General features: G+C 64.2%; 22 protein-coding genes and 1 tRNA gene. 12 read left to right on the forward strand and 11 right to left on the reverse strand.

The window, feature by feature from the left end; translation table 11 throughout:
- The first annotated feature begins 4 nt into the window (after window positions 1–4).
- From M8523_RS06720 to M8523_RS06740, 5 genes are all read left to right on the forward strand, one after another.
- Window positions 5–1,348: a UDP-glucose dehydrogenase family protein gene (locus M8523_RS06720; protein ID WP_282584074.1), complete on the forward strand. Its 1,344-nt coding sequence runs from the start codon at window positions 5–7 to the stop codon at window positions 1,346–1,348.
- Entirely contained in the window at window positions 1,348–1,899 is a 552-nt protein-coding gene (gene rfbC / locus M8523_RS06725) for a dTDP-4-dehydrorhamnose 3,5-epimerase (protein ID WP_282584075.1), read from the forward strand. The genes M8523_RS06720 and rfbC overlap by 1 nt, the downstream gene beginning before the upstream one ends.
- A gap of 4 nt (window positions 1,900–1,903) precedes the next feature.
- On the forward strand, window positions 1,904–2,836 hold the full coding sequence (locus M8523_RS06730) for an NAD-dependent epimerase/dehydratase family protein (RefSeq protein WP_282584076.1): 933 nt from the start codon (window positions 1,904–1,906) through the stop codon (window positions 2,834–2,836).
- 92 nt (window positions 2,837–2,928) lie between these two features.
- Complete coding sequence (locus tag M8523_RS06735) at window positions 2,929–3,960, forward strand: glycosyltransferase family protein (protein ID WP_282584077.1); 1,032 nt, start codon at window positions 2,929–2,931, stop codon at window positions 3,958–3,960.
- Window positions 3,961–4,576: 616 nt separating this feature from the next.
- The gene (locus tag M8523_RS06740; protein ID WP_282584078.1) at window positions 4,577–5,113 is read left to right on the forward strand and encodes a hypothetical protein; all 537 of its coding nucleotides are present in this window, start codon (window positions 4,577–4,579) and stop codon (window positions 5,111–5,113) included.
- A gap of 287 nt (window positions 5,114–5,400) precedes the next feature.
- Here the strand turns inward: M8523_RS06740 and M8523_RS06745 are convergent, their stop codons facing one another.
- On the reverse strand, window positions 5,401–5,862 hold the full coding sequence (locus M8523_RS06745) for a DUF1236 domain-containing protein (RefSeq protein ID WP_282584079.1): 462 nt from the start codon (window positions 5,860–5,862) through the stop codon (window positions 5,401–5,403).
- 188 nt (window positions 5,863–6,050) lie between these two features.
- Here M8523_RS06745 and M8523_RS06750 point away from each other — a divergent pair, with 188 nt between their 5' ends.
- Window positions 6,051–6,938: a LysR family transcriptional regulator gene (locus M8523_RS06750; protein WP_282584080.1), complete on the forward strand. Its 888-nt coding sequence runs from the start codon at window positions 6,051–6,053 to the stop codon at window positions 6,936–6,938.
- Window positions 6,939–7,115: 177 nt separating this feature from the next.
- Entirely contained in the window at window positions 7,116–8,135 is a 1,020-nt protein-coding gene (locus M8523_RS06755; RefSeq protein ID WP_282584213.1) for a YeiH family protein, read from the forward strand.
- Between the two features lie 39 nt (window positions 8,136–8,174).
- Here M8523_RS06755 and M8523_RS06760 read toward each other — a convergent pair whose 3' ends face one another.
- The 5 genes from M8523_RS06760 to M8523_RS06780 form a co-directional block, all read right to left on the reverse strand.
- On the reverse strand, window positions 8,175–8,768 hold the full coding sequence (locus M8523_RS06760) for a hypothetical protein (protein ID WP_282584081.1): 594 nt from the start codon (window positions 8,766–8,768) through the stop codon (window positions 8,175–8,177).
- Window positions 8,758–9,045 carry a cell division topological specificity factor MinE gene (gene minE, locus M8523_RS06765; protein WP_282584082.1) on the reverse strand — a complete coding sequence of 96 codons (288 nt, stop codon included), beginning with the start codon at window positions 9,043–9,045 and terminating at the stop codon, window positions 8,758–8,760. The genes M8523_RS06760 and minE overlap by 11 nt, the downstream gene beginning before the upstream one ends.
- On the reverse strand, window positions 9,042–9,857 hold the full coding sequence (gene minD, locus M8523_RS06770; protein ID WP_282584083.1) for a septum site-determining protein MinD: 816 nt from the start codon (window positions 9,855–9,857) through the stop codon (window positions 9,042–9,044). Before minD ends, minE begins: the two co-directional genes overlap by 4 nt.
- Window positions 9,858–9,886: 29 nt before the next feature.
- Window positions 9,887–10,603 carry a septum site-determining protein MinC gene (minC, locus tag M8523_RS06775; protein WP_345894228.1) on the reverse strand — a complete coding sequence of 239 codons (717 nt, stop codon included), beginning with the start codon at window positions 10,601–10,603 and terminating at the stop codon, window positions 9,887–9,889.
- A 107-nt stretch (window positions 10,604–10,710) separates the two neighbouring features.
- Window positions 10,711–11,280: a helix-turn-helix domain-containing protein gene (locus M8523_RS06780; RefSeq protein ID WP_282584084.1), complete on the reverse strand. Its 570-nt coding sequence runs from the start codon at window positions 11,278–11,280 to the stop codon at window positions 10,711–10,713.
- Window positions 11,281–11,403: 123 nt separating this feature from the next.
- On the opposite strand from M8523_RS06780, the gene M8523_RS06785 reads away from it, so the two are divergent.
- The 5 genes from M8523_RS06785 (at window position 11,404) to M8523_RS06805 (ending at window position 13,450) form a co-directional block, all read left to right on the forward strand.
- Window positions 11,404–11,619, forward strand: a complete 216-nt coding sequence (locus M8523_RS06785) for a GcrA family cell cycle regulator (RefSeq protein ID WP_282584085.1) — start codon at window positions 11,404–11,406, stop codon at window positions 11,617–11,619.
- A complete protein-coding gene (locus tag M8523_RS06790) occupies window positions 11,616–12,029 on the forward strand; it encodes a VRR-NUC domain-containing protein (RefSeq protein WP_282584086.1) in 414 nt (137 codons plus the stop codon). Before M8523_RS06785 ends, M8523_RS06790 begins: the two co-directional genes overlap by 4 nt.
- Before the next feature lie 27 nt (window positions 12,030–12,056).
- On the forward strand, window positions 12,057–12,686 hold the full coding sequence (locus M8523_RS06795) for a hypothetical protein (protein ID WP_282584087.1): 630 nt from the start codon (window positions 12,057–12,059) through the stop codon (window positions 12,684–12,686).
- A 59-nt stretch (window positions 12,687–12,745) separates the two neighbouring features.
- Window positions 12,746–12,830, forward strand: a tRNA-Leu gene (locus tag M8523_RS06800).
- Between the two features lie 242 nt (window positions 12,831–13,072).
- A complete protein-coding gene (locus M8523_RS06805; protein ID WP_282584088.1) occupies window positions 13,073–13,450 on the forward strand; it encodes a hypothetical protein in 378 nt (125 codons plus the stop codon).
- A gap of 252 nt (window positions 13,451–13,702) precedes the next feature.
- Here the strand turns inward: M8523_RS06805 and fghA are convergent, their stop codons facing one another.
- From fghA to M8523_RS06830, 5 genes are all read right to left on the reverse strand, one after another.
- Window positions 13,703–14,545: an S-formylglutathione hydrolase gene (gene fghA / locus M8523_RS06810; RefSeq protein WP_282584089.1), complete on the reverse strand. Its 843-nt coding sequence runs from the start codon at window positions 14,543–14,545 to the stop codon at window positions 13,703–13,705.
- A 15-nt stretch (window positions 14,546–14,560) separates the two neighbouring features.
- Window positions 14,561–15,673, reverse strand: coding sequence for an S-(hydroxymethyl)glutathione dehydrogenase/class III alcohol dehydrogenase (locus M8523_RS06815; RefSeq protein WP_282584090.1), 1,113 nt, complete (start codon window positions 15,671–15,673; stop codon window positions 14,561–14,563).
- An 81-nt stretch (window positions 15,674–15,754) separates the two neighbouring features.
- Window positions 15,755–17,116 (reverse strand): FAD-dependent oxidoreductase, encoded by a 1,362-nt coding sequence (locus tag M8523_RS06820; RefSeq protein ID WP_282584091.1) that lies wholly within the window; start codon window positions 17,114–17,116, stop codon window positions 15,755–15,757.
- A gap of 240 nt (window positions 17,117–17,356) precedes the next feature.
- On the reverse strand, window positions 17,357–18,028 hold the full coding sequence (locus tag M8523_RS06825) for a metallophosphoesterase family protein (protein ID WP_282584092.1): 672 nt from the start codon (window positions 18,026–18,028) through the stop codon (window positions 17,357–17,359).
- 213 nt (window positions 18,029–18,241) lie between these two features.
- A complete protein-coding gene (locus M8523_RS06830) occupies window positions 18,242–19,897 on the reverse strand; it encodes an FAD-dependent oxidoreductase (protein ID WP_282584093.1) in 1,656 nt (551 codons plus the stop codon).
- Window positions 19,898–20,047 lie beyond the last annotated feature (150 nt).

Consider the following 20,047-nt stretch of genomic DNA (forward strand, 5'->3'; position numbering starts at 1 on the left):
GCCCATGCGTCTCGCCGTTGTCGGCACCGGTTACGTTGGCCTAGTTTCGGGCGTGTGCCTCGCGGCCCGCGACCATGATGTGACCTGCGTGGACATCAACCCGAGCATTGTGTCGCGCCTCAACGCCGGCGAGCCGACCATCTACGAGAAGGGTCTTCCCGAGCTTCTGGAGCGTGTCATTCAAGCCGGCCGGTTCCGCGCCACGACCAAGCTGCACGAGGCGCTGGACACGACGGACCTCGTGCTGATTTCGGTCGGCACACCGTCGGAAAATGGCGTCATCGATCTGCGCTACGTTCTCGGCATCGCACGCGAGATCGGCGAATATATTCGCGACCACGATCGCCACATCTCGGTGGTGGTCAAATCGACCGTCGTGCCCGGGACGACCGACACCGCCGTCCGCAAGGCGATTGAAGAGGCCTCAGGCAAAGGACCGGAGTCTTTCGGTCTCGGCATGAATCCGGAATTCCTGCGCGAAGGCGAAGCGATCGAGGATTTCGCCTACCCGGATCGCATCGTACTAGGTCACGAGGACCCCCAGACCCTCGCGCGGTTGGAGGAACTCTACGCGCCCTGGGCCGTCGACAAGGTCCGGGTCAACACCCGTACGGCCGAGTTGATCAAATACGCCAATAACGCGCTGCTCGCGACGCAGATCTCGGCCATCAATGAGATCGCCAATCTGGCGGCTGCGCTCGGCGGCATCGACGTGATGGATGTCGTCAAGGGCGTGCATCTCGATAAGCGCTGGAATCCGATTACGGAAAACGGCCGCGCGGCGCCCGCAATCCTGGCCTATCTCGTGCCGGGCTGTGGTTTCGGCGGCAGTTGCTTCCCCAAGGACGTGCAGGCCCTGCGCAGCCAGGGCGTGCAGCAAGGCTTGCCGATGCGCATGATGAATGCGGTGCTTGATGTCAACGATCTCCAGCCCGCGCAGGTGACCGACATCGTCGCGCGGGAGATCGGCGACCTGCGGGGTAAGCGGGTCGTGGTGCTCGGTCTCGCCTTCAAGCCGAACACCGACGATGTGCGGGAAAGCGCTTCCCTGAAGATCGTGCGCGCCCTCCTCGATCAGGGCGCAGACGTGTCGGCCCATGATCCGATCGCCGTCGACCACTTCCGCCGCGCCTTCGGGGACGACGCCGCGAAGGTCAAATTCGTCGAGGATTGGCAGGCGGCGGCGCGCGCGGCCGAAGTCGTTATCGTGGCGACCTCCTGGGCGGACTACAAGCCGCTTGCCGAACTGGGGCTGGCCGATACGGTCCTGTTCGACGCACGACGGATGTTCCGGCCGGCGCAATTCGAGAGCAGCCGCTATCTGACCATCGGCCGGCGGGTCGCCTGATGCAATATCGTCCGACAGCCGTCGATGGGGCCTTTGTGGTGTCGCTGGAACCGCGAGGGGACGAACGCGGTTTCTTCGCCCGCGTCTTCTGCGCCGAGGAATTCGGCCGGCATGGGTTGGAAGCTTCGATCAGCCAGATCAACACCTCCGCGAGCGCCAAGGCCGGCACCCTTCGCGGCCTGCATTATCAGATCGCCCCGCACGGGGAGGTGAAGCTCGTAAAATGCATTCGCGGCGCGGCCTTCGACGTGGTGGTCGACTTGCGCGAGGGTTCGCCGACCTTCGGGCAATGGGCGGGCGAGACCCTCAGCGCCGACAATCGCTTGATGATGTATGTGCCGAAGGGATGCGCGCACGGCTTTCTGACGCTCGAAGATGATACGGAGATGCTGTACCCCGCAACAGCGCCCTATCACGGGCCGTCCGAACGCATTCTGCGCTGGAACGATCCACGCTTTGCTGTCGAATGGCCGCGTCAGCCCTCCGTACTGTCCGACAAGGACGCGGGGGCGGTCGATTACGACCCCGCTCGGCACAGGCCCGGATACTGAACCGATGCGCATTCTCCTCACGGGCGCGAGTTCATTCACCGGCGCATGGTTCGCGACAGCTCTCGTACAAGCGGGCCATACGGTCACGGCCCCGTTCCGTGGGACCAGTGGCTCTTACGAGGGAGCGCGCGGCCAGCGGGTCAAGTCACTCGGCGGGCTCGTCGAACCGATCTGGGGCCTGTCGTTCGGGGACGAGCGATTTCAGGACCTCGTTGCCTCGCAAAGCTTCGATCTGTTCTGCCATCACGCGGCCGAGATGACGGACTACCGGAGCTGGTCGTTCGATTCCCTCGCGGCGACAGCCGCCAACACGCGAAATGCGCGGCCGGTTCTCGAACGCCTGGTCGAAAAAGGCTGCGCAGCACTAATCGTCACCGGCAGCGTCTTCGAGCCCTTTGAAGGCTTGGGCGACCCACAGCATCGATCCTTCAACCCCTATGGACTCTCGAAACACCTTTCCTTCGAGGTTCTCCGTCTGGAGGCCGAACGGCTGAAGCTCGCCATTGGCAAGTTCGTGATCCCGAACCCGTTCGGACCCCGCGAGGAATTTCGTTTCACCTCATTCCTGGCTCGCGAATGGATTGCGGGGCGCGTACCCAAAGTCGCGACCCCCGCCTATGTGCGCGACAATATCCCTGTCTCGCTGTTGACGCGCAGTTATGTCGACTTCGTCACGCGCAAGCTTGCGGAAAACGCTTCTCTTCGGGGGACGCCAAGCGGTTACATCGAGGACCAGGGTGCTTTCGCGCATCGTGTCGCACGAGAGCTCGCGCCGCGCCTCGGCTGCCCGTGTCCGGTCGAACTCGCGGTGCAGACCGACTTCCTGGAACCCCTCGTCCGCGTCAACGACCAACGGGCACCGCAGCTCTTTCCGGATTGGTCGGAAAGCGGTGCCTGGGATGACCTTGCCGCCTACTACAAAACCGTCTTCTCGTAGTTTGTGGACGGGTAAAGACAGTCGCCACGATTTGCTCTTCATGGCCCGACCGGCCGAGCCGGCGTGGCTCCATCGCGACGGTACAGGCAGGCATGCGCACGCTCATCATCCTGGTGAATCGCAATAACAAGAAGGACACGATCGAGTGTCTCGAAAGCCTCCGACGCTGTGAGGGCGCCTTCGACGTATTCGTCAGCGATAACGCCTCGACGGACGGCTCACTCGACGCGATGCAGGCCTGGGCCGAAGGCAAAGTCGCGGTCGACACTGCGAGCAAAGCCTGGGATAGCATCCGCCATCACCCTATCGAGGTAGCGGACGTCACCTGGGGCCGTTATGCGTCCGAAGACGATGCGAAAGCCGATCCACGCGAGCGATGGGTGACATTCGCCTCGACCGGCGGGTCGCGCGGCTTCCCGGCCGGCAACAATGTCGGCCTTCGTTACGGGCTCACCCGCGCTTACGACTATTTCTGGGTCCTCAACAACGATACCGTCGTTGAACCGACAGCGCTCGTGCGGCTCGTGGCGAAGATGCAGAGCGACCCGACGATCGGCATCTGCGGATCGTCGCTCCTGTTCTACGCGCGTCCCGACATCGTCCAGGCACTGGGCGGTTGCGGCTACAACCCGCGTACCGCCGCCTCGCAAGCCGTTGGCGCTGGACAGCGGTTTCCCCTGCCCGCCACCGCGCTACCGGCGGAACAATCGATCGACCATATCCTCGGCGCGGCGATGTTCGTGTCCCGTGCCGTTCTCGAAGACGTGGGCCTCATGAACGAGGAACTTTACCTCTACTTTGAAGAGATAGATTGGACGATGCGGTTGCGGCCGAAATACAGGAGCGGTTATGAACCGGCCAGTATCGTCTACCATAAGCATGGTGGCACGATGGGCGGGGGCACGAAGAAACCATCCCGTCACCGCATCTATTATATGACGGTGAACCGGATCCTCTTCACCCGAAAGCACTTCCCGGCCGCGCTTCCCTTCGTCGTCCTCGCGATTCTGGCGCAAGCGCTTAAGAATGCGATCCGAGGCCGATGGCAAATCAGTTCCTGGGTCTTACGCGACCTTGCCTATGGTCTGACGCGGGCTCGTTATCCCCTGCGCGAGATCGCCTGACCGCCTGACGGTCGACGCAGCTTCAATCTCCGAAATCGATCTCGGGAGCGATGTCGATGAGATGAAGCAGGAACGCCAGGGGCAACAACCATAGATCGACGAGGATGAGCATTGTTCGGCTCCCCAGGCTTAAACCATAAGTCCTAAACCAGAATGGTTAACAAATCCTCACGCCTCGCTTCGCTCGTCGCTCGTCATAGCCCCCGCTCAAGCGCCGATCGAGCCCAGGAGCTTGTCGCCGTCACGATAGGTTCACAGATCAACAAAGGTCCAGGTGACGCTTTCGTCACAGTACAAAGAATTTTGCGGCCCACACGTAGCCAGGCCCCAGCAACATCATCGTAGATTTTCGAAGCAAGTTCCGTTCGCTGCAGCCCGCATTCGCGGCGGGCAACCGCGAGCCGCGGGTTTCTACTGTGAGCACCAGAAGGAATTTGAATCAGCCGCAAATGTCGGCTGGACGGCGCGTGTTTGAACAGGCCGGCTTGCTTGACAAAAACGCGTGACTGCTATTTGGATACAATCGTTGCAACTTAGGAGTGTATCTTATAAAGACGCACACTGTGCGCTTAACTCTGCAGGCGCTCTGCGGTAGCGCGTAGGTTTGGAGGTGTCCATGGTGAAATTTCTATCGGCCGTCGGAGCAACCGCGTTTGTGGTCTCAGCATCGGTCCTCCCTGCGAACGCATTTATGGTCGATGGTGCTGTGACTCCCATCAATCATTATTTCAGTTCATCATATGTATTTGGCGACTTTTCCAACGCCTACACATTTACTCTCACCAAAAAAAGCGACGTCAATGCATCTTTCAGCGGCAATCCAGGTGCATTGCTGAGCCTGAGCGATTTTGGCATATTTACGGGTCCCCCGGCGACGGGGTACACGGAAAAAACCTCGTATCTAACAGAAAACGTTTTCGGCAATCTGACAGCCGGCACGAGTTCTACAACGCTCGATCCAGGGACTTACTTCATCGGAGTGACAGGAAACTCTGGATCGTCGACGGGTACTTACGATGGAACTCTGTCGATCAGCGCAGTTCCCCTTCCCTCGACGGTCGGGCTGTTCGGAGTAGGTGTGCTGAGCCTCGGCGTCGTGGGTGCGCTACGCGGGCGCTCTCGCGAAAAAACATCTGCCCTGCCCACGATTTGAGGTCAGATTTCCGAAAGTTACTACAAGGCTAATTTAGCAAAGCTCGGGCGAGACGCCCTTCGAGCTTTCCGGCCGAGGTTCGCACTCCTTGATCACGAGAGCGGATTTCATCATTCGCTCGCTTCGATCCGATACCAGAAGCTCGCACAAGCGGCTCTATCAATGAGGTTACGCTCGCTTTTGCCTTCTGAAGTTATCGCGAGCGGTATCCCGCTCCAGGCGGTGTACCAACAAAGATCGCCCGGCCTTGAGGCCGGGCGATGCAGTATCCAACGAGGAAGCCTGGATCAGTCGATGATATCGACGACGCGCCGCGTGCGCGGATCGACCAGCACGGTCCTGTCGTTCACCCGAGCGTACCGGTAGCGCTGCGCGCTCGGGTAATCCGGGGGAACTTCACGGTAGGTGACGCCCGACCGCGGCAGGATCGCGCCCACGCGCAATGGCCGGCTGTAGTGGTAAGATGGGTAGTTCTCGCCGGCCACATAATCGTGGAAGCGCGGACGCTCGTCAGCTCCCAGAATACCGCCAACGATCCCTGTTGCCGTTCCGACAGCACCAGTTGCTGCACCGACACCCGCGCCGATCGCGCCGCCGACAATTCCACCGATCGGACCGCCAACCGCGTTCCCCTGAGCGGCCCCGCTGGCCGCACCATCCTGGGTTCCTTGAACGATTTGAGCGCTCGCGGCGAGCGGCATAAACGCCAGCGCAGCCACGATGGATCCGGTGATAAGATATGTACGCATTGGTAACCCCCTTGTGTCCGCGTTCAACGCGCTTCGCTGGCAGGGGTTCCCGATCCGATCTTCGAAAGAGAAGCCCGTAGCGCATCGAGAGAAGGGAATGTCTTCCAAGAGAGTATTGTGTGGCGTCGGCGCCTTTGCGGATAGAACGTTACGGCTCAACGACTGTCGCTCATCCCCGTGCAGCTCATATGACCCTGGAACAACTCCGTGTTTTCGTGGCCGTCGCCGAGCGCCAGCATATCACGCGCGCCGCCGAAGCCCTTCACATGGCGCAATCCGCGGTCAGCGCGGCTGTGGCCGCCCTCGAAGCGCGGCACGGCGCGACATTATTTCACCGGGTTGGTCGTGGCATCGCACTCACGGACGCGGGAAGGTTGTTCCTGATCGAAGCGCGCGCCGTTCTGGCGCGCGCGGCGGGCGCCGAACTGGTCCTGGCGGAATTGGCGGGGCTCAAACGCGGAAGCTTGAGCGTGCGGGCCAGTCAAACGATCGCGAGCTATTGGTTGCCGCGCCACCTCGTTGCGTTCCGACGCGCCTATCCGGGCATCGACGTTCGGCTCACGATTGGCAATACCACTGAGGTGGCACGCGCCATCCGCGATGGCGCCGCCGACCTCGGCTTCGTCGAGGCAGAGGTTGAGGACCCCTTGCTGAGATCGCGCACCGTGGCGCGCGACCAGCTTGTCATCGTGGTCGCACCGGATCACCGATGGGCCACGGGCTCCTCAATCCCGGCGTTGGAGTGGCCGGACAGCGATTGGGTGCTGCGGGAACAGGGCTCCGGCACGCGCTCGATCTTCGAGGTCGCGGCCCGGGAGGCTGGCGTATTGGAGCGTCTCAACGTCGCCTTCGAGCTCCCGTCCAATGAGGCCGTGCGGGGTGCGGTAGAGGCCGGCATGGGAGCCACGGCTCTCTCCGCCTCCGTCGTCGCCTCCTCGATCGAGGCAGGCTTGCTGGTGGCCATCCCGTCCGTGCTCCCGGATCGCGCCTTCACGCTGTTGCAGCACATCGAGCGCTCCCCCAGTCGTGCCACGGCGGCGCTCCTCGACATCATCGAATCCACCCCTCGCAGCTGAGCATTGATCGCCATTGCCGATCGTTTCATGCGCTAACCTGCGTTGGATCGAGATCGAGGAAGCACGGATCATCCCCTCACAACGAGGAATGACCGCATGCTCCCGCTTCGAACCTCCCGCCTCCCAGCACTAGCTCTCGGAGATATTCCCTTCGGATCGCGGGCTGTCGACAGGGGCATGGTGCTTGGGCCCGGTCTCCTGCTCTCCGCTCTGGTCACAGTGGGCGCCTTCGGGATCGAGGACATCGAGTGCCGGATGTTCGGACGGCCCTGGCTGGAAGCCCTGGTGCTGGCGATCCTGCTCGGCACTGTCGTGCGTTCTGTGTGGACCCCGGGCGCATGTTTTCAGGCCGGCATCGACTTTTCCGCGAAGATCCTGCTCGAAATCGCCGTGATGCTGCTCGGTGCCGCGGTTTCGTTCCGCGCCCTCGCCGGTATCGGGCCTGGTCTGCTGTTCGGAATTGCCGGCACGGTCATTCTCGCGATCACCGCGAGCTTCGGCCTGTGCCGGATCCTGGGCCTGCCCCATCGCCTCGCACTTCTCGTCGCCTGCGGCAACGCCATTTGCGGCAATTCCGCCATTGCGGCGGTCGCCCCGGTCATCGGGGCCGACAGCGACGATGTCGCGTCCTCGATCGCCTTTACGGCCGTGCTTGGTGTGCTGGTCGTGCTCAGCCTGCCGCTGCTGCTACCCGTTCTTGGTTTCTCGGTGACACAATTCGGCGTCTTCGCCGGGCTGACCGTCTACGCGGTGCCGCAGGTCCTCGCCGCGACCACGCCGGTCGGAGCGATGGCGGTGCAGATCGGCACGCTCGTCAAGCTGGTCCGCGTGCTGATGCTGGGCCCGGTGGTGCTGGCGCTCTCGATCGCGGCGCGCGCCGTTCACACCGACGCTGAGCCGCCTGGATCCATCGCGCGGAAATCCATCCCGATATACGCGATCGTTCCCTGGTTCATCGTCGCCTTTCTCGGCTTGGCCGCCCTGCATACACTCGGCCTCATGCCTGCTGTCGCACTGGCGCCCGCCGCCGGCGCCGCGCGCCTTTTGACCGTCGTCTCCATGGCCGCACTCGGTCTCGGGGTCGACATCCGGGTGGTGGCGCGTGCCGGGGGGCGGGTCACAGGTGCCGTTGTGACTTCGCTCCTGCTCCTCGGTTTCATCAGCCTGGGACTGATCAGGATGCTTGGCCTGGCTTGATTGCCGTCGGATCGAGGGCGACGGGTCGGCTTGCGCCCCTCAATCGCACTTCTGCCGATGCATCTTGACGATCAGGGATTGCGGTGCCCTGGCGTAATCGAGCGTGACACCGGCGGATGTTTCGGCCCAAGGGCCGTTGGCGGAATGGGCAAGAAGTTCATCGAGCAAGCGCGCGCGCAGCTTCGTCTCGTCCTCGCCCGAAAACCGGCTCGCCAGACGGGCCGAGAGCGCGTTGAATTTCGCGATCTCCAGCGGCTCGGCCGGCAGGGGCAGCTCGACCCCGATCTCGATCACAAGGTCGTCCTGCTCTCGCAGCACGAGCCCGACATCCGAGCCGATGAAGATCGAGACCGTGCTGTCCCGATAGGGCTGCGTGCGGCCGAAGCCGGTGATGCCGATGTCGCGGATCTGGGTCTGCAGGCTGCGTCGAAGGTCGATCCCCGTCGTCGGAAACATGACGCTGTGACAATCGGCGCGTGCCGGAGCGCCCCAGGCCAGCGCGCCGAACACGCCAGCGGCAAAGCTCGCGCGCCATGCCTGGGCGTCGTGGCGCCTGCTCTGCCTCCGCATCGCCTCCCGGGTCCTGAAGGTCCCGGAAAGCACGTTGGGGAGCGAGATGGGCTTACGACGCAAGGGCCGTCACGTTTGACGACGGCGCACGGATTTCGAGGTCGACTTCGAGGGTCGACAACCGGTCGGTCTTGCCCATCTTGACCCGCACCTTGTCGGGATCAACCGCGACGTGTTTGGCGATCACCTTGAGGATTTCCTCGCGCAGGATCGCCACGAGATCCGAGCGGCCGACGAGCGCCCGTTCGTGGGCTAGCAGGATCTGAAGCCGTTCACGGGCCTGCGGCGCCGACGAGTTTCTGCTCGTGAAACTGTTGGTGAAAAGACGGAATGGATTCACGCGGCCCTCCGACCGAACAGCATGCCGAGGAGGTTCCTCTTCTCGCGCGGGATGGTGATATCGAGTGCTTCGCCGCGCAGGCGACGCGCGGCCTCGGCATAGGCCTTGGCCGGAAGACTGTTGGGATTGTTGATGGTGACGGGGGAGCCCACGTTCGAGGCCCGCAGAACGTCCTGGCTCTCGGGGATGATCCCGAGCAGCGGAATCGACAGAATTTCGAGCACGTCCTCGGTCTTCAGCATGTCGCCACGCTGGGCGCGGGCATGGTCGTAGCGGGTGATCAGCAGGTATTTGTCCATCCACTGGCCACGCTCGGCCTTCTCGGTCTTGGAATCGAGCATGCCGATGATGCGATCGGAATCGCGTACCGACGAAACCTCCGGATTCGTCACGATCACCGCGAGATCCGCATGGCGCATGGCGAGAAAAGCACCGCGTTCGATCCCGGCCGGGCTGTCGCAGATCACCCAGTCGAATCGCTCGCGAAGCTCGGCGATGACGCGGGCGACGCCCTCGTCGGTCAATGCGTCCTTGTCGCGCGTCTGCGAGGCCGGAAGGAGATAGAGGGTCTCGACGCGCTTGTCGCGGATGAGGGCCTGGTTGAGGTTGGCCTGGCCCTGAATGACGTTGATGAGATCATAGACCACCCGGCGCTCGGCGCCGAGGACGAGGTCGAGGTTACGCAGACCGACGTCGAAATCGACCACCGCGACGCTCTGCCCTTCCTGCGCCAAAGCGGCGCCGAGGGCGGCCGTCGAGGTCGTCTTTCCGACGCCCCCCTTGCCTGACGTAACCACCAGAACCTGCGACATACTCGTTCTCCCGTTCCCCGTTTGCGCCATCACGCCAAAGCTTCGACCATGAGCGTATCGCCACTCGTCCAGGCCTGGATCGGCCGGCCCCGAAGGCCGACGTCGATTTCATCGGCCGTCTTGTACAATCCGTCGACCGCCAGGAGCTCCGCGTCGAGGCTCTGGCAGAAGATGCGGCCGCTGCGGTTGCCCCAGCCGGCCAGCGCCCTGCCCCGCAGCGCCCCATAAACGTGGATGGAACCGCCCGCCACGATCTCGGCTCCCGAGGCGACAGAGCCCAGCACCGTGACGTCGCCGTCCGGACAATAAATCGACTGGCCGGAGCGGACCGGCCGCTCGATCACCATCGAGGTCGCCGGTCGCGGCACGGGCTGGCTCGGCGGCGGCGTGTCCTCGTTCTTGCCCGGAGGCTCGATCGGCATCGAGGGGCGGCCATCGGCGATGATCGGCGGCAGGCCACGGGCATCCGCGCCTAGAATCGCGGTTTCGGTGCCTTCGAGCGCCATCACGCGAATCTTGCGCGCCTGGAGTTCGTTGACAATGCCCATCAGGTCCGGCCGCTTCTGCGGCAGCGCCGAGACGTCGACCACGACGGGACGGTTCACGAAATAGGCGGGCGAGCGAGCCAGCAGCCGGTCGAGTTCTTCGAGCCACTGGTCCGTGGGCGGCTCGGGCGTCAGCACGAGGGCCATCAGCGAACGACCGCGGAACCGGACGGATGTTGGGGATGCGAGGGAATCAGTCACGGGCTTAACGATCCTTTAATGGCGCGATTTGGCGCCTGTATCGTTAAAGAACCCTTAATGAGAACGGGTCGCGCCAGGGGCGCAGGCACGAAAACCTTAACGGCAGGTCAGCGCGGCACGAAGCTCTTGACGGGCGCGGCCCAGGCAATTCCGACATCGAGAATCGGGTCGCCGAACTGCCCGTGCAGGTCGAAGCGTTCACGCCCCGACCGGCTCCGCGTCACCATTTTCACCAGCACCCGCTCGTCATCGAGCCCGACGACGCAGAGGCGTCCGACGAGATCGTCGGTGATGGGTGAGCGTACGTCGTCGTAGAACACGAGCCAGCGGTCGAAGAACGACCCGAGGCTATCCCCACGGACCTCCACCGCGACGGTCCGGGGCGTCGAGCCGTCGGGCGCCGCCGCCTCGCCGAGCGGGCCCTGCGCGTCGCCGAAATGCGCCTCAGACCCTGCCCCCACATAGCCCACCACCGGCACCGTACCTCGGCGGTCCGTCACGACATCGCCCGCGTCGATCCCGAAGGCTGCTGCGGCGCGCGCGATCCACACATCCGACAAGCGCCGCGAACCGCCTTCCAGCTTCGCATATTGATTGCGCGTGGTGCCGAGGGCTTCGGCCGCCTGCTCCTGCGACCATGCCCGACCTTCGCGAAGCGATCTCAAATTATTCGCCATCGGCGCACTCAAAATATGTGCCCATATTGGGCACAAACCGTTTGACTTTCGTGCCCATATTGGGCACATTGGTTTACATCGCTGCACCACGCGATGGCAACCCCCCTCTCGCCGAGACGGCCCATGTTCCACCCGCTTGTCTGGGCGTGCGATCGCACGCCCCCGTCCCGTGCCTATGTTCCTCCAGGGGCCGCGGCCCTGCTGCAACTGGCCCCCCGCTGCTGTCACTGGCCTATCGGCGATGTCGACCGCGAAGACTTCCGGTTCTGCCTCGCGCCGTCCGGACAATGGACTTACTGCCCGCAGCACCGGGCTTTGGCGCTACGGGGGCGTCGGTGATCTCGGTCATTCTCAGGGTTCCGGGGGCCGCGGACCCGCCGGCCGGCCGCAGCCGGCGCAAGTTCGGGCTCGATGCGCCCCTGCCGGCGGACCGCCGCATCATCGAGCGCGCGCTGCTGCGCCATCTCGCCGAATGCCGACCCGAAGTGGTCGTGCTGGCGCTCCGCCAGGATACGAGCCGTCCCGACACCGCCGCGAACGCCCCCATTCCCGTCTCGGCCGGTGTCCCCGACCTGCTGCTTCTGGCCCCGAAAGGCCGGTCGCTCTTCGTGAAGATCAAGACGCAGGCCGAGGATCTGTCACGGGCCGACCGGGCTTTCGCGGATCTCTGCCAGCAACGCGGCATCCCGCTCGTCGTGGTGCGCTGCCTGCCGGAAGCGCGGCGCGCCTTCGACCTGTTGTCCCTCTGACCCTCTGACCCCCATCGGGAGACCTTCATGCGCGGCAAGAAACCGATCTCGCTCGGCGGCCAAAAGATCGATCAGGTCAGGCGCGGCCACGAGGATGCGACGATCGAGCGCCTCGGGCATGCCCTTCGCACCGGGAGCGCGCGGGTCGATGGCCAGGGCGTGCGGCGGCTCGGCGACCCGTTCGATCTGCTGCATGCCCGAAACCTGCTCGACCGCGACGATCCCGCCGCCAATGCGCTCCTGTGGCAGGCCGGCGACCGGCTGCGCGGGCATTGGCATCTCGGTCGCCTCGATCCTCTCACGGCCTTCGACTTCCGACGCGAAATGGTCGATGGCGGGCCCGCGGCCGGGTCGACGGGTCCGACCGAATCGGCTCTGCGCCACCGCGAGGCCTTCCGGCAGGCGCAGGGCGCCGTGGGTGCACGGCTCCTCCCCTACCTGACCGGACTGGTGATCGACGGCCGTACCGTCGCCGACCTGCGCCCCCTCGTCACCGACACGGGGCACGCCCGCACGGCCGATGCGCTGGTGCTTGAGCGGCTGCGCGAGGGCCTGCACCGCCTTTGCGAGTTCTGGGGCCTGCGGGCAACCGGCCGCCGCCGTCCGATCACCGCATGGCAGGCCTCCCCGTGCGACGAAAGCGATCCCGCTTCTTGACCCGTGCGCCGCCCCGACTATAGTGCGCTCCGCATCGCCTCCGTGACTGGAGCGCGAAGGCCCCTGTGGCGGAATTGGTAGACGCGCTCGACTCAAAATCGAGTTCCGCAAGGAATGCTGGTTCGATTCCGGCCAGGGGCACCAAAATCATGCCAGAACCTCGTGCACTGTTGATTGATCAGCAGGATGGCATGGGACGAGAACGACGGCTTCTTCGACTTACTTGCCTGTGACGTGGCTCACGTACGTTCGTGCGTCCGTCGCGTACGGTACGCTCATTGCCCATCCTACATTGCCAATTCAGGAGGGCCCAAAAAGCTCAGAACTTTGGAAATACTGGGGGATTTACCGCGACCTTCGACCATGTTGCGGGTTCGGCTCCACAAATGAACTTCGATCCAAACCTCGCTTGGAACAATGATGCGATGGCGACGGTGGTGCATGAATCAACGCACGCTGTCGTGGACGCCGTTCGTATAGGCAGGCCGATCAGTTACGGCGACAACGAGGTCGCGGCCTATGTCGCGGAGACATTATTCAAGATCAACAAGGGAATACAGTTCAACAAGACTGGCCCTGTTGCCTCGCCACTCTTTGCCCTCACTTCGTCGGTGGTAGGAAGCGGCACCAATAATCCTCCCTTCAACATCGATCAAAAGAAGGGCTTTTCTCTCCGGGTCGCTATCCTTGCCGTCTATAAGCAGATGGCGGCATCGCAAGGGAAATCCGTGCCCGCGACGGTCATGCCGCTTGGCATCCCGTAGAGACCGAAGACCACGTTGCAGTCGGCACTTTCCCGGTAGAGTCGGTCGCACGATTTGGCAGAATGGCGGTTGAGCGTTGCCTCAGGCCACGCGCACCTTTGCCGACTCTTCCCATCTGGCACGGTATGCCGATCAGACTGAGTCCGCGCCATTGTAGGTGAGCATCACGCGGAGCTCTCAGACGCGGTCGTCGGCTCGGGTAGCAGAGTGGGGTCCCTATGCGTGCTTCCCAACTCCGCCACGCAACGCGGCCTACCCGCCATTCAGCCGCTCGGCATGCCAACGCAGATGGCTTTCCATGAAGCTCGCGATGAAGAAGTAGGAGTGGTCGTAGCCGGGCCTCCGGTTGAGCGTCAGCGCGATCCCGGTCGTGCGGCAGGCTTCCTCCAGGAGATGCGGCTTCAGTTCCCGCTCGAGGAACGGATCGGCGGTGCCCTGGTCGACCAGGATCTCAGGGACACGTGCCCCATCGGCGATCAACGCGCAGGCGTCGTAAGGGCGCCAGGCGACACGGTCGGGCCCGAGATAGCCGGAGAGCGCCTTCTCGCCCCAGGGACAGTTCAAGGGCGAGACGATCGGCGCGAAGGCCGACACCGCCTTGTAGCGGCTCGGGTTGCGCAGCGCGATCGTCAAGGCCCCGTGGCCGCCCATGGAATGGCCGCAAAGGCTCTGCCGCGTCGGATCGATCGGCAATTCGGCACCAAGGAGGCGTGGCAGCTCATCCTCGATGTAGCGGCGCATCTGAAAGTGCTGCGACCAGGGCGACACGGTCGCGTCGAGATAGAAGCCTGCCCCCTGACCGAAATCATAGGCCGGGTCATCTGGCACGCCTTCGCCACGCGGCGACGTGTCGGGCGCGATCAGCGCCAGGCCGAGCTCGGCCGCGACCCGCTGCGCACCGGCTTTCTGCGTGAAATTGTCCTCGGTGCAGGTGAGGCCGGCCAGGAACCACACGACCGGCACAGGGCCGTGCTCCGCCTGGGGCGGCAGATAAACCGCGACGCGCATCGGCGTGCCGGTGGCGGCCGATGGGTGCCTGTAGGTCCGCTGCAGGCCGTCGAAGCATCGCGCCTCGGAAACGAGTTCAAGCGTCATGCAACCTCCACGGCCTCAGTAGATCACCACGCTCCGGATCGACTTGCCCTCGTGCATGAGGTCGAAGCCTTGGTTGATGTCCTCGAGCGGCATCGTGTGGGTGATCAGGTCGTCGATGTTGATCTTGCCCTCCATGTACCAGTCGACGATCTTGGGCACGTCGGTGCGGCCGCGCGCGCCGCCGAAGGCCGAGCCCCGCCAGTTGCGCCCGGTGACAAGCTGGAACGGCCGTGTCGCGATCTCGGTGCCCGACGGCGCCACGCCGATGATGATCGAAGTACCCCAGCCGCGATGACAGCATTCGAGCGCCTGGCGCATCGTGTGCACGTTGCCGATACATTCGAAGGAGAAATCGGCGCCCCCGCCCGTCAGATCGACGATCGCCTGCACGACCTTGTCGCGCCCGACCGCGTCCGGGTTGACGAAATCCGTCATGCCGAACTTCTTCGCCATTTCCGCCTTGGCCGGGTTGAGGTCGACCCCGATGATCTTGTCGGCCCCGACCATGCGGGCGCCCTGGATGACGTTGAGCCCGATGCCGCCGAGGCCGAACACCACCACATTGGCGCCCGGCCACACCTTGGCCGTATAGACGACGGCGCCGATGCCGGTCGTCACCCCGCAGCCGATGTAGCAGATCTTGTCGAAGGGCGCGTCCTCGCGCACCTTCGCGACCGCGATCTCGGGCAGCACCGTGAAGTTCGAGAAGGTCGAGCAGCCCATGTAGTGAAAGATCTCGCCGCCATCGCACGAGAAGCGGCTGGTGCCGTCCGGCATCAGGCCCTGGCCTTGCGTGGCGCGGATCGCGGTGCAGAGGTTCGTGCGCTGCGAGAGGCAGCTTTTGCATTGCCGGCATTCCGGCGTGTAGAGCGGGATGACGTGGTCGCCGACCTTCACGGACGTGACGCCCGGCCCGACCTCGCGCACGATGCCGGCGCCCTCGTGGCCCAGGACCGCCGGGAACTTGCCTTCCGAATCGAGCCCAGACAGCGTGTAGGCATCCGTGTGGCAGATGCCCGTCGCCTTGTTCTCGACCAGCACCTCCCCGGCCTTCGGGCCGCCGATCTCGATCGTCTCGATCGTCAGAGGCTTGTTGGCCTCCCAGGCAACCGCAGCACGGGTCTTCATGTCTTTGCCTCACCGACAGTTCTCATGAGGCTTATCCCACGGGAGGCGTGCGAACAAAAGCTGCAAGGCGCCCGCGACCCGCTACCGAAAGCGAACCTCTTGCCGCGAGAGCTCATTCTGCACATCCGAAATGGCGACGTGCGGCAAGGCGATGTCGTGCTTGATCGACAGCGCGGCCGCGATGCCTCCGCCCTGGCCCGCGACGGCGCAGCAGGCCATGTTGCGCGTCGCGGCGTGAGCGATGCGGTCGCCGCCGATGGCACGTCCAACGACCAGCAGGTTGTCCACCCCCCGGGGCAGCAGCGCCCGGTAGGGAATCTGCATGTAGCGGCCCGTCGTCGGCAGAACCAGAACCCCGTAGCCATCAATGAATTCGGGGTAGATGCCGATCGAATCGTCGAAGCGGCCTTCGTGCCGGACATCCACCTCCGTGAGATTATAGACCGCGTCGATCTTCCTTGTGTCACGGATGCCGATCGTCATGCCGAAGTTGCGCAGGCGCGCTCCCGCGCAGCCCGGCGTGTAACGGCGCAGCGCCGCGATGGCGAGCATCACCTGCCTGCGTCCCTCGATCTCGCCGTGGGTCATGCTGTCGGGGTCGGTGCCATCGCAGCCCGCGAGATGCACCAAGTTCATGTAGGTGAGCTCGCCTGTGTCGTGCATCGCGCCCCAGGTCCCGCCAATGGTGTTCAGGGTGGGCGGGATCATGCCGTCGCGAATGGCCTGCTTGAACGGCTTGGCCAGGAACGGCGAGAACATGCTGTCCTCCTTGCCGGAGGTCTCGATGGCCCATTCCCCCGTCGACCAATTGGCGTAAGTCTGCGGATCGGCACGGACCCCCTCCAGGAAGGCGCGCTTGTCGACGCCCGCGAGATGGAACATGACCGAGGCGGCCTGCATGTGTTCCACGGGCGTCTTCTCCGTGGGCGCGCCGGCGCGATGCGCCACATCGGCATCGCCGGTCGCATCGATCACCCGCTTCGCCAGAATGGCTTCGCGGCCGGCTTTCGACTCGGTGATGATGCCCACCACCGATCCACCCTCCATGACGGGCGCCACGAACTGGCGGTGCAGCATGGGATGGATACCGGCTTCTTCGACAAGCCGGTCGGCCACAAGCTTGAAACCCTCGGAATCGAGTTCGTAGCTGAGCGACTGACTTTCCGGCGTGGCGGCGCCCATCGCTTTGGCGCGGTCTTCGAATTCGCGGCCGATGCCGCCGGCCTCGATCGTCGCCGCATGCCTGTACCAGGCGAATCCCTCGACGCCGACCGCCGTGATATTCCCACCAAAACAACCGAAACGTTCCACAAGCGTGACTTTCACGCCCGTCCGCGCGGCCGCGAGGGCTGCGGCGAGGCCGCCCGGCCCGGAGCCCACGACCAGCACCTCGGTCTCATGAACCACGCCGGTGGCACGTGCGGGTTCGCTGATCGTTCGCATGAGTCTTCGCTTGCAGGAGGCTTCGGTCAAGATCGACCACTAGGCGCCGACCATGGCCTTTGCGAGTGCTTCAGGCCATAAACCTCGCAAAAGCAATGAAGACTCCGCTATTGCGACAACGAGAAGCGCGTTGCCGGCCGGCAAGAGGCGGCTCGCGGTGCGATGACGGCGAGGCGGTTCAAGAGTACCGCACCGAGGGCATCGCGGCAGTCGCATGCCCGCGAGGCCGGTTCGAACCGGTCATCGCCGCAGCACCTCGATCAGATCCACTGGTCCGCCAGCCCGATCATCGTCGAAGACGCCAACCACAAGTCGGCCCGTCTTCCAGGCGAGAGTGTCCAGATTGATGGAATTGCCATCCCGGACCGGACCTTGCGGGTGCGGCGTGTGGCCATGAACCACGAACCGGTCGCCGTGCCCCAGGGCATTTCCGGTGCGGGACCACATCAACGCGTGTTCGTCCTGTGCATCGAGGGGACGCGTCGGATCGACGGCCGCATGGACGAAGACGCGATGCTGGTCGGCATGCAGCAACGGAAGGCTCTCGACCCAAGCGAGATGGCTATCAGGAACCTGCCCGGGCAGCCAATCGTCCGAATAGGACATCAAGGTCGCCTCGCCGCCGTTCTCGATCCACAGTTCCTCGTCGAGCGGATCCCTCAAGGCCTCGATCATCATCGCCTCATGGTTTCCCTTGAGGCACACCCACCGCCAGCCGTCCCTCGGGCCTGCCATCAGTCTTTCGATGATCTCCCGGCTCCGTGAGCCGCGATCGATGTAGTCGCCGAGGAATATGAGTGTGCGGCTCCCGGCCGAGGCGGCCTCCGCGTGGCGCTCGATCTGCGCCATCGCGAGTTCGATCAGGTCGAAGGCACCGTGCAGGTCTGCGATGGCATAGGTGACGTTCGTCATGGATGGCTCCTCATTTACGGGGCCTCTCAACCGGAGCCTTCGTGCCAAACGCTATCGACCTCCGCCAAGTCGTTTCGTTCTACAAGCCGCCGGCGCTGATGCTGCCCTGGGAATGGATCGTAGCGAGGATCTCGGACCAACCATAGAATTCGAAACGCACCACTTCAGATCGCCGCGCTTCGACAAATCGAGATGAGACCGTGCCTCGCCGCTTCAAGCCTGTGTGGTTGCGGCTCCGAGCGCGGCATGGATCTGGGCCACCACCCCCGCCCCATCGCCGACGGCGGCCGCCACGCGCTTGGTCGAGCCCGTACGGACGTCACCGATGGCAAAGACGCGACGGCGGCTGGTCTCTAAACTGGGGACGGGATGACCCCCACGAGGCGCGCCGGTTCGGACGAAGCCTTTCTCATCAAGGTCGACGCACCCATCGAGCCAGCCGGTGTTCGGTTCGGCGCCGATGAACAGGAAGACATGGCGGAGGGGACACGTGTGCGTGCTGCCCGTATCGCGATGACGGAACTGAGCGCCGGACAAACCCTGTGCGATGTCCCCATCGAGGCCCACGATCTCGGTTCGTGTATGCAGTTCGACGTTCGGCAGTGCTTCGATACGGTCGACGAGGTAGCGCGACATCGAACTCCGCAGGTCCGTGCCGCGGATCACGAGGTGCAAGGTCTTGACAAAGGGCGCGAGAAAGACCGCTGCCTGGCCGGCCGAATTGCCGGCGCCGACCAGACCGATCTCCTCGCCCTTGCACAGGCGCGCCTCGATCGGCGACGCCCAATACGAGATGCCGTTGCCCTCGAACCCATCGAGATTGGCAATATCCGGCCTTCGGTAGCGCGCGCCCGAAGCGATCACCAGCGTCCGGCTGTGCAAGACACTGCCGGAGCCGAGGTGCAGGCGCAGCGGCTCGTCGCCATCCGGACAGTCCAGGCGGACCACATCGAGCGGCAACGCGATCTCGGCGCCAAACTTCATGGCCTGGGTAAAGGCGCGACCGGCCAGTGCCTGACCTGAGATTCCGGTTGGAAAGCCGAGATAATTCTCGATCCGGGCCGAAGCGCCGGCCTGTCCGCCCACCGCGCGACTGTCGATCACCATCACGGACAGACCTTCGGAGGCCGCATAGACGGCGGCGGCGAGGCCGGCCGGTCCCGCACCGACGATCGCCACATCGTAAAGTTTGTCGGGATCGAGCTCGGGGGTGAGGCCGAGGCACAACCCGATCTCGGCATCGGTCGGGTTCTTGAGCACCTGGCCGCCCGGACAGATCACGAGCGGAAGATCCTGGTGGCCAAGCCCGATCCGATGCAGCAACTCCTGCCCCTCCGGTCCATCGACATCGACGAGATGGTTCGGAAACCCGTTGCGGGTCAGCAGGCCCTGAAGACGCACGATGGTCGGGGCGCCAGCGACGCCAAGGAGAAGCGGGCCGGCGCCTGCCTCGATCAGGCCGACACGGCGCAGGATCAGCGCCCGCATGACGATCTCGCCGACCTCGGCGCTGCCGATCAGGAGCGCTCGCAGATGAGCGGAATCGAAGCAGACGGCGGTGCAGCCTTCCGGGCCGGCACGGCCGAACGCCAAGGCGGCGGCGCCAGTGAGTTGGCCGACCTCGCCGCTGAACTGGCCCCGCGTGAGTATGGCGATCATGACCTCCTCGCCAAGCGGCTCGCGGCGCATGATCGCGAGGGTACCCTCAAGGACCAGCCAGGCCGCGACGTGCCGGGAGCCGAGATCGAACACCCCTTCGCCCGGTGCGAATACCCGCGGCTCGCCCACAGCGAAGCGGCGCGCCTGGTCGATTTGGAAATCCGAGAGCGTGGGAAACATCTGGGCGCGACGTGTGTCGAGGAGGCTCATCCGCATCTCACTTTCTGTTCGACGGCCCCAGGCACAACGGGTTGCGCGTGCCATGCGCCGGTGTCGGATGCGATTGAAAGCGCATCCCAGGGATGCGGGTATCGAGCTAGAAGACGGGCGTCGGGAACGAAATACTGCGTGGCAAAAGGG

It is taken from the genome of Lichenifustis flavocetrariae, from assembly GCF_026130545.1.
Classification (GTDB): Bacteria; Pseudomonadota; Alphaproteobacteria; order Rhizobiales; family Beijerinckiaceae; genus Lichenihabitans; species Lichenihabitans flavocetrariae.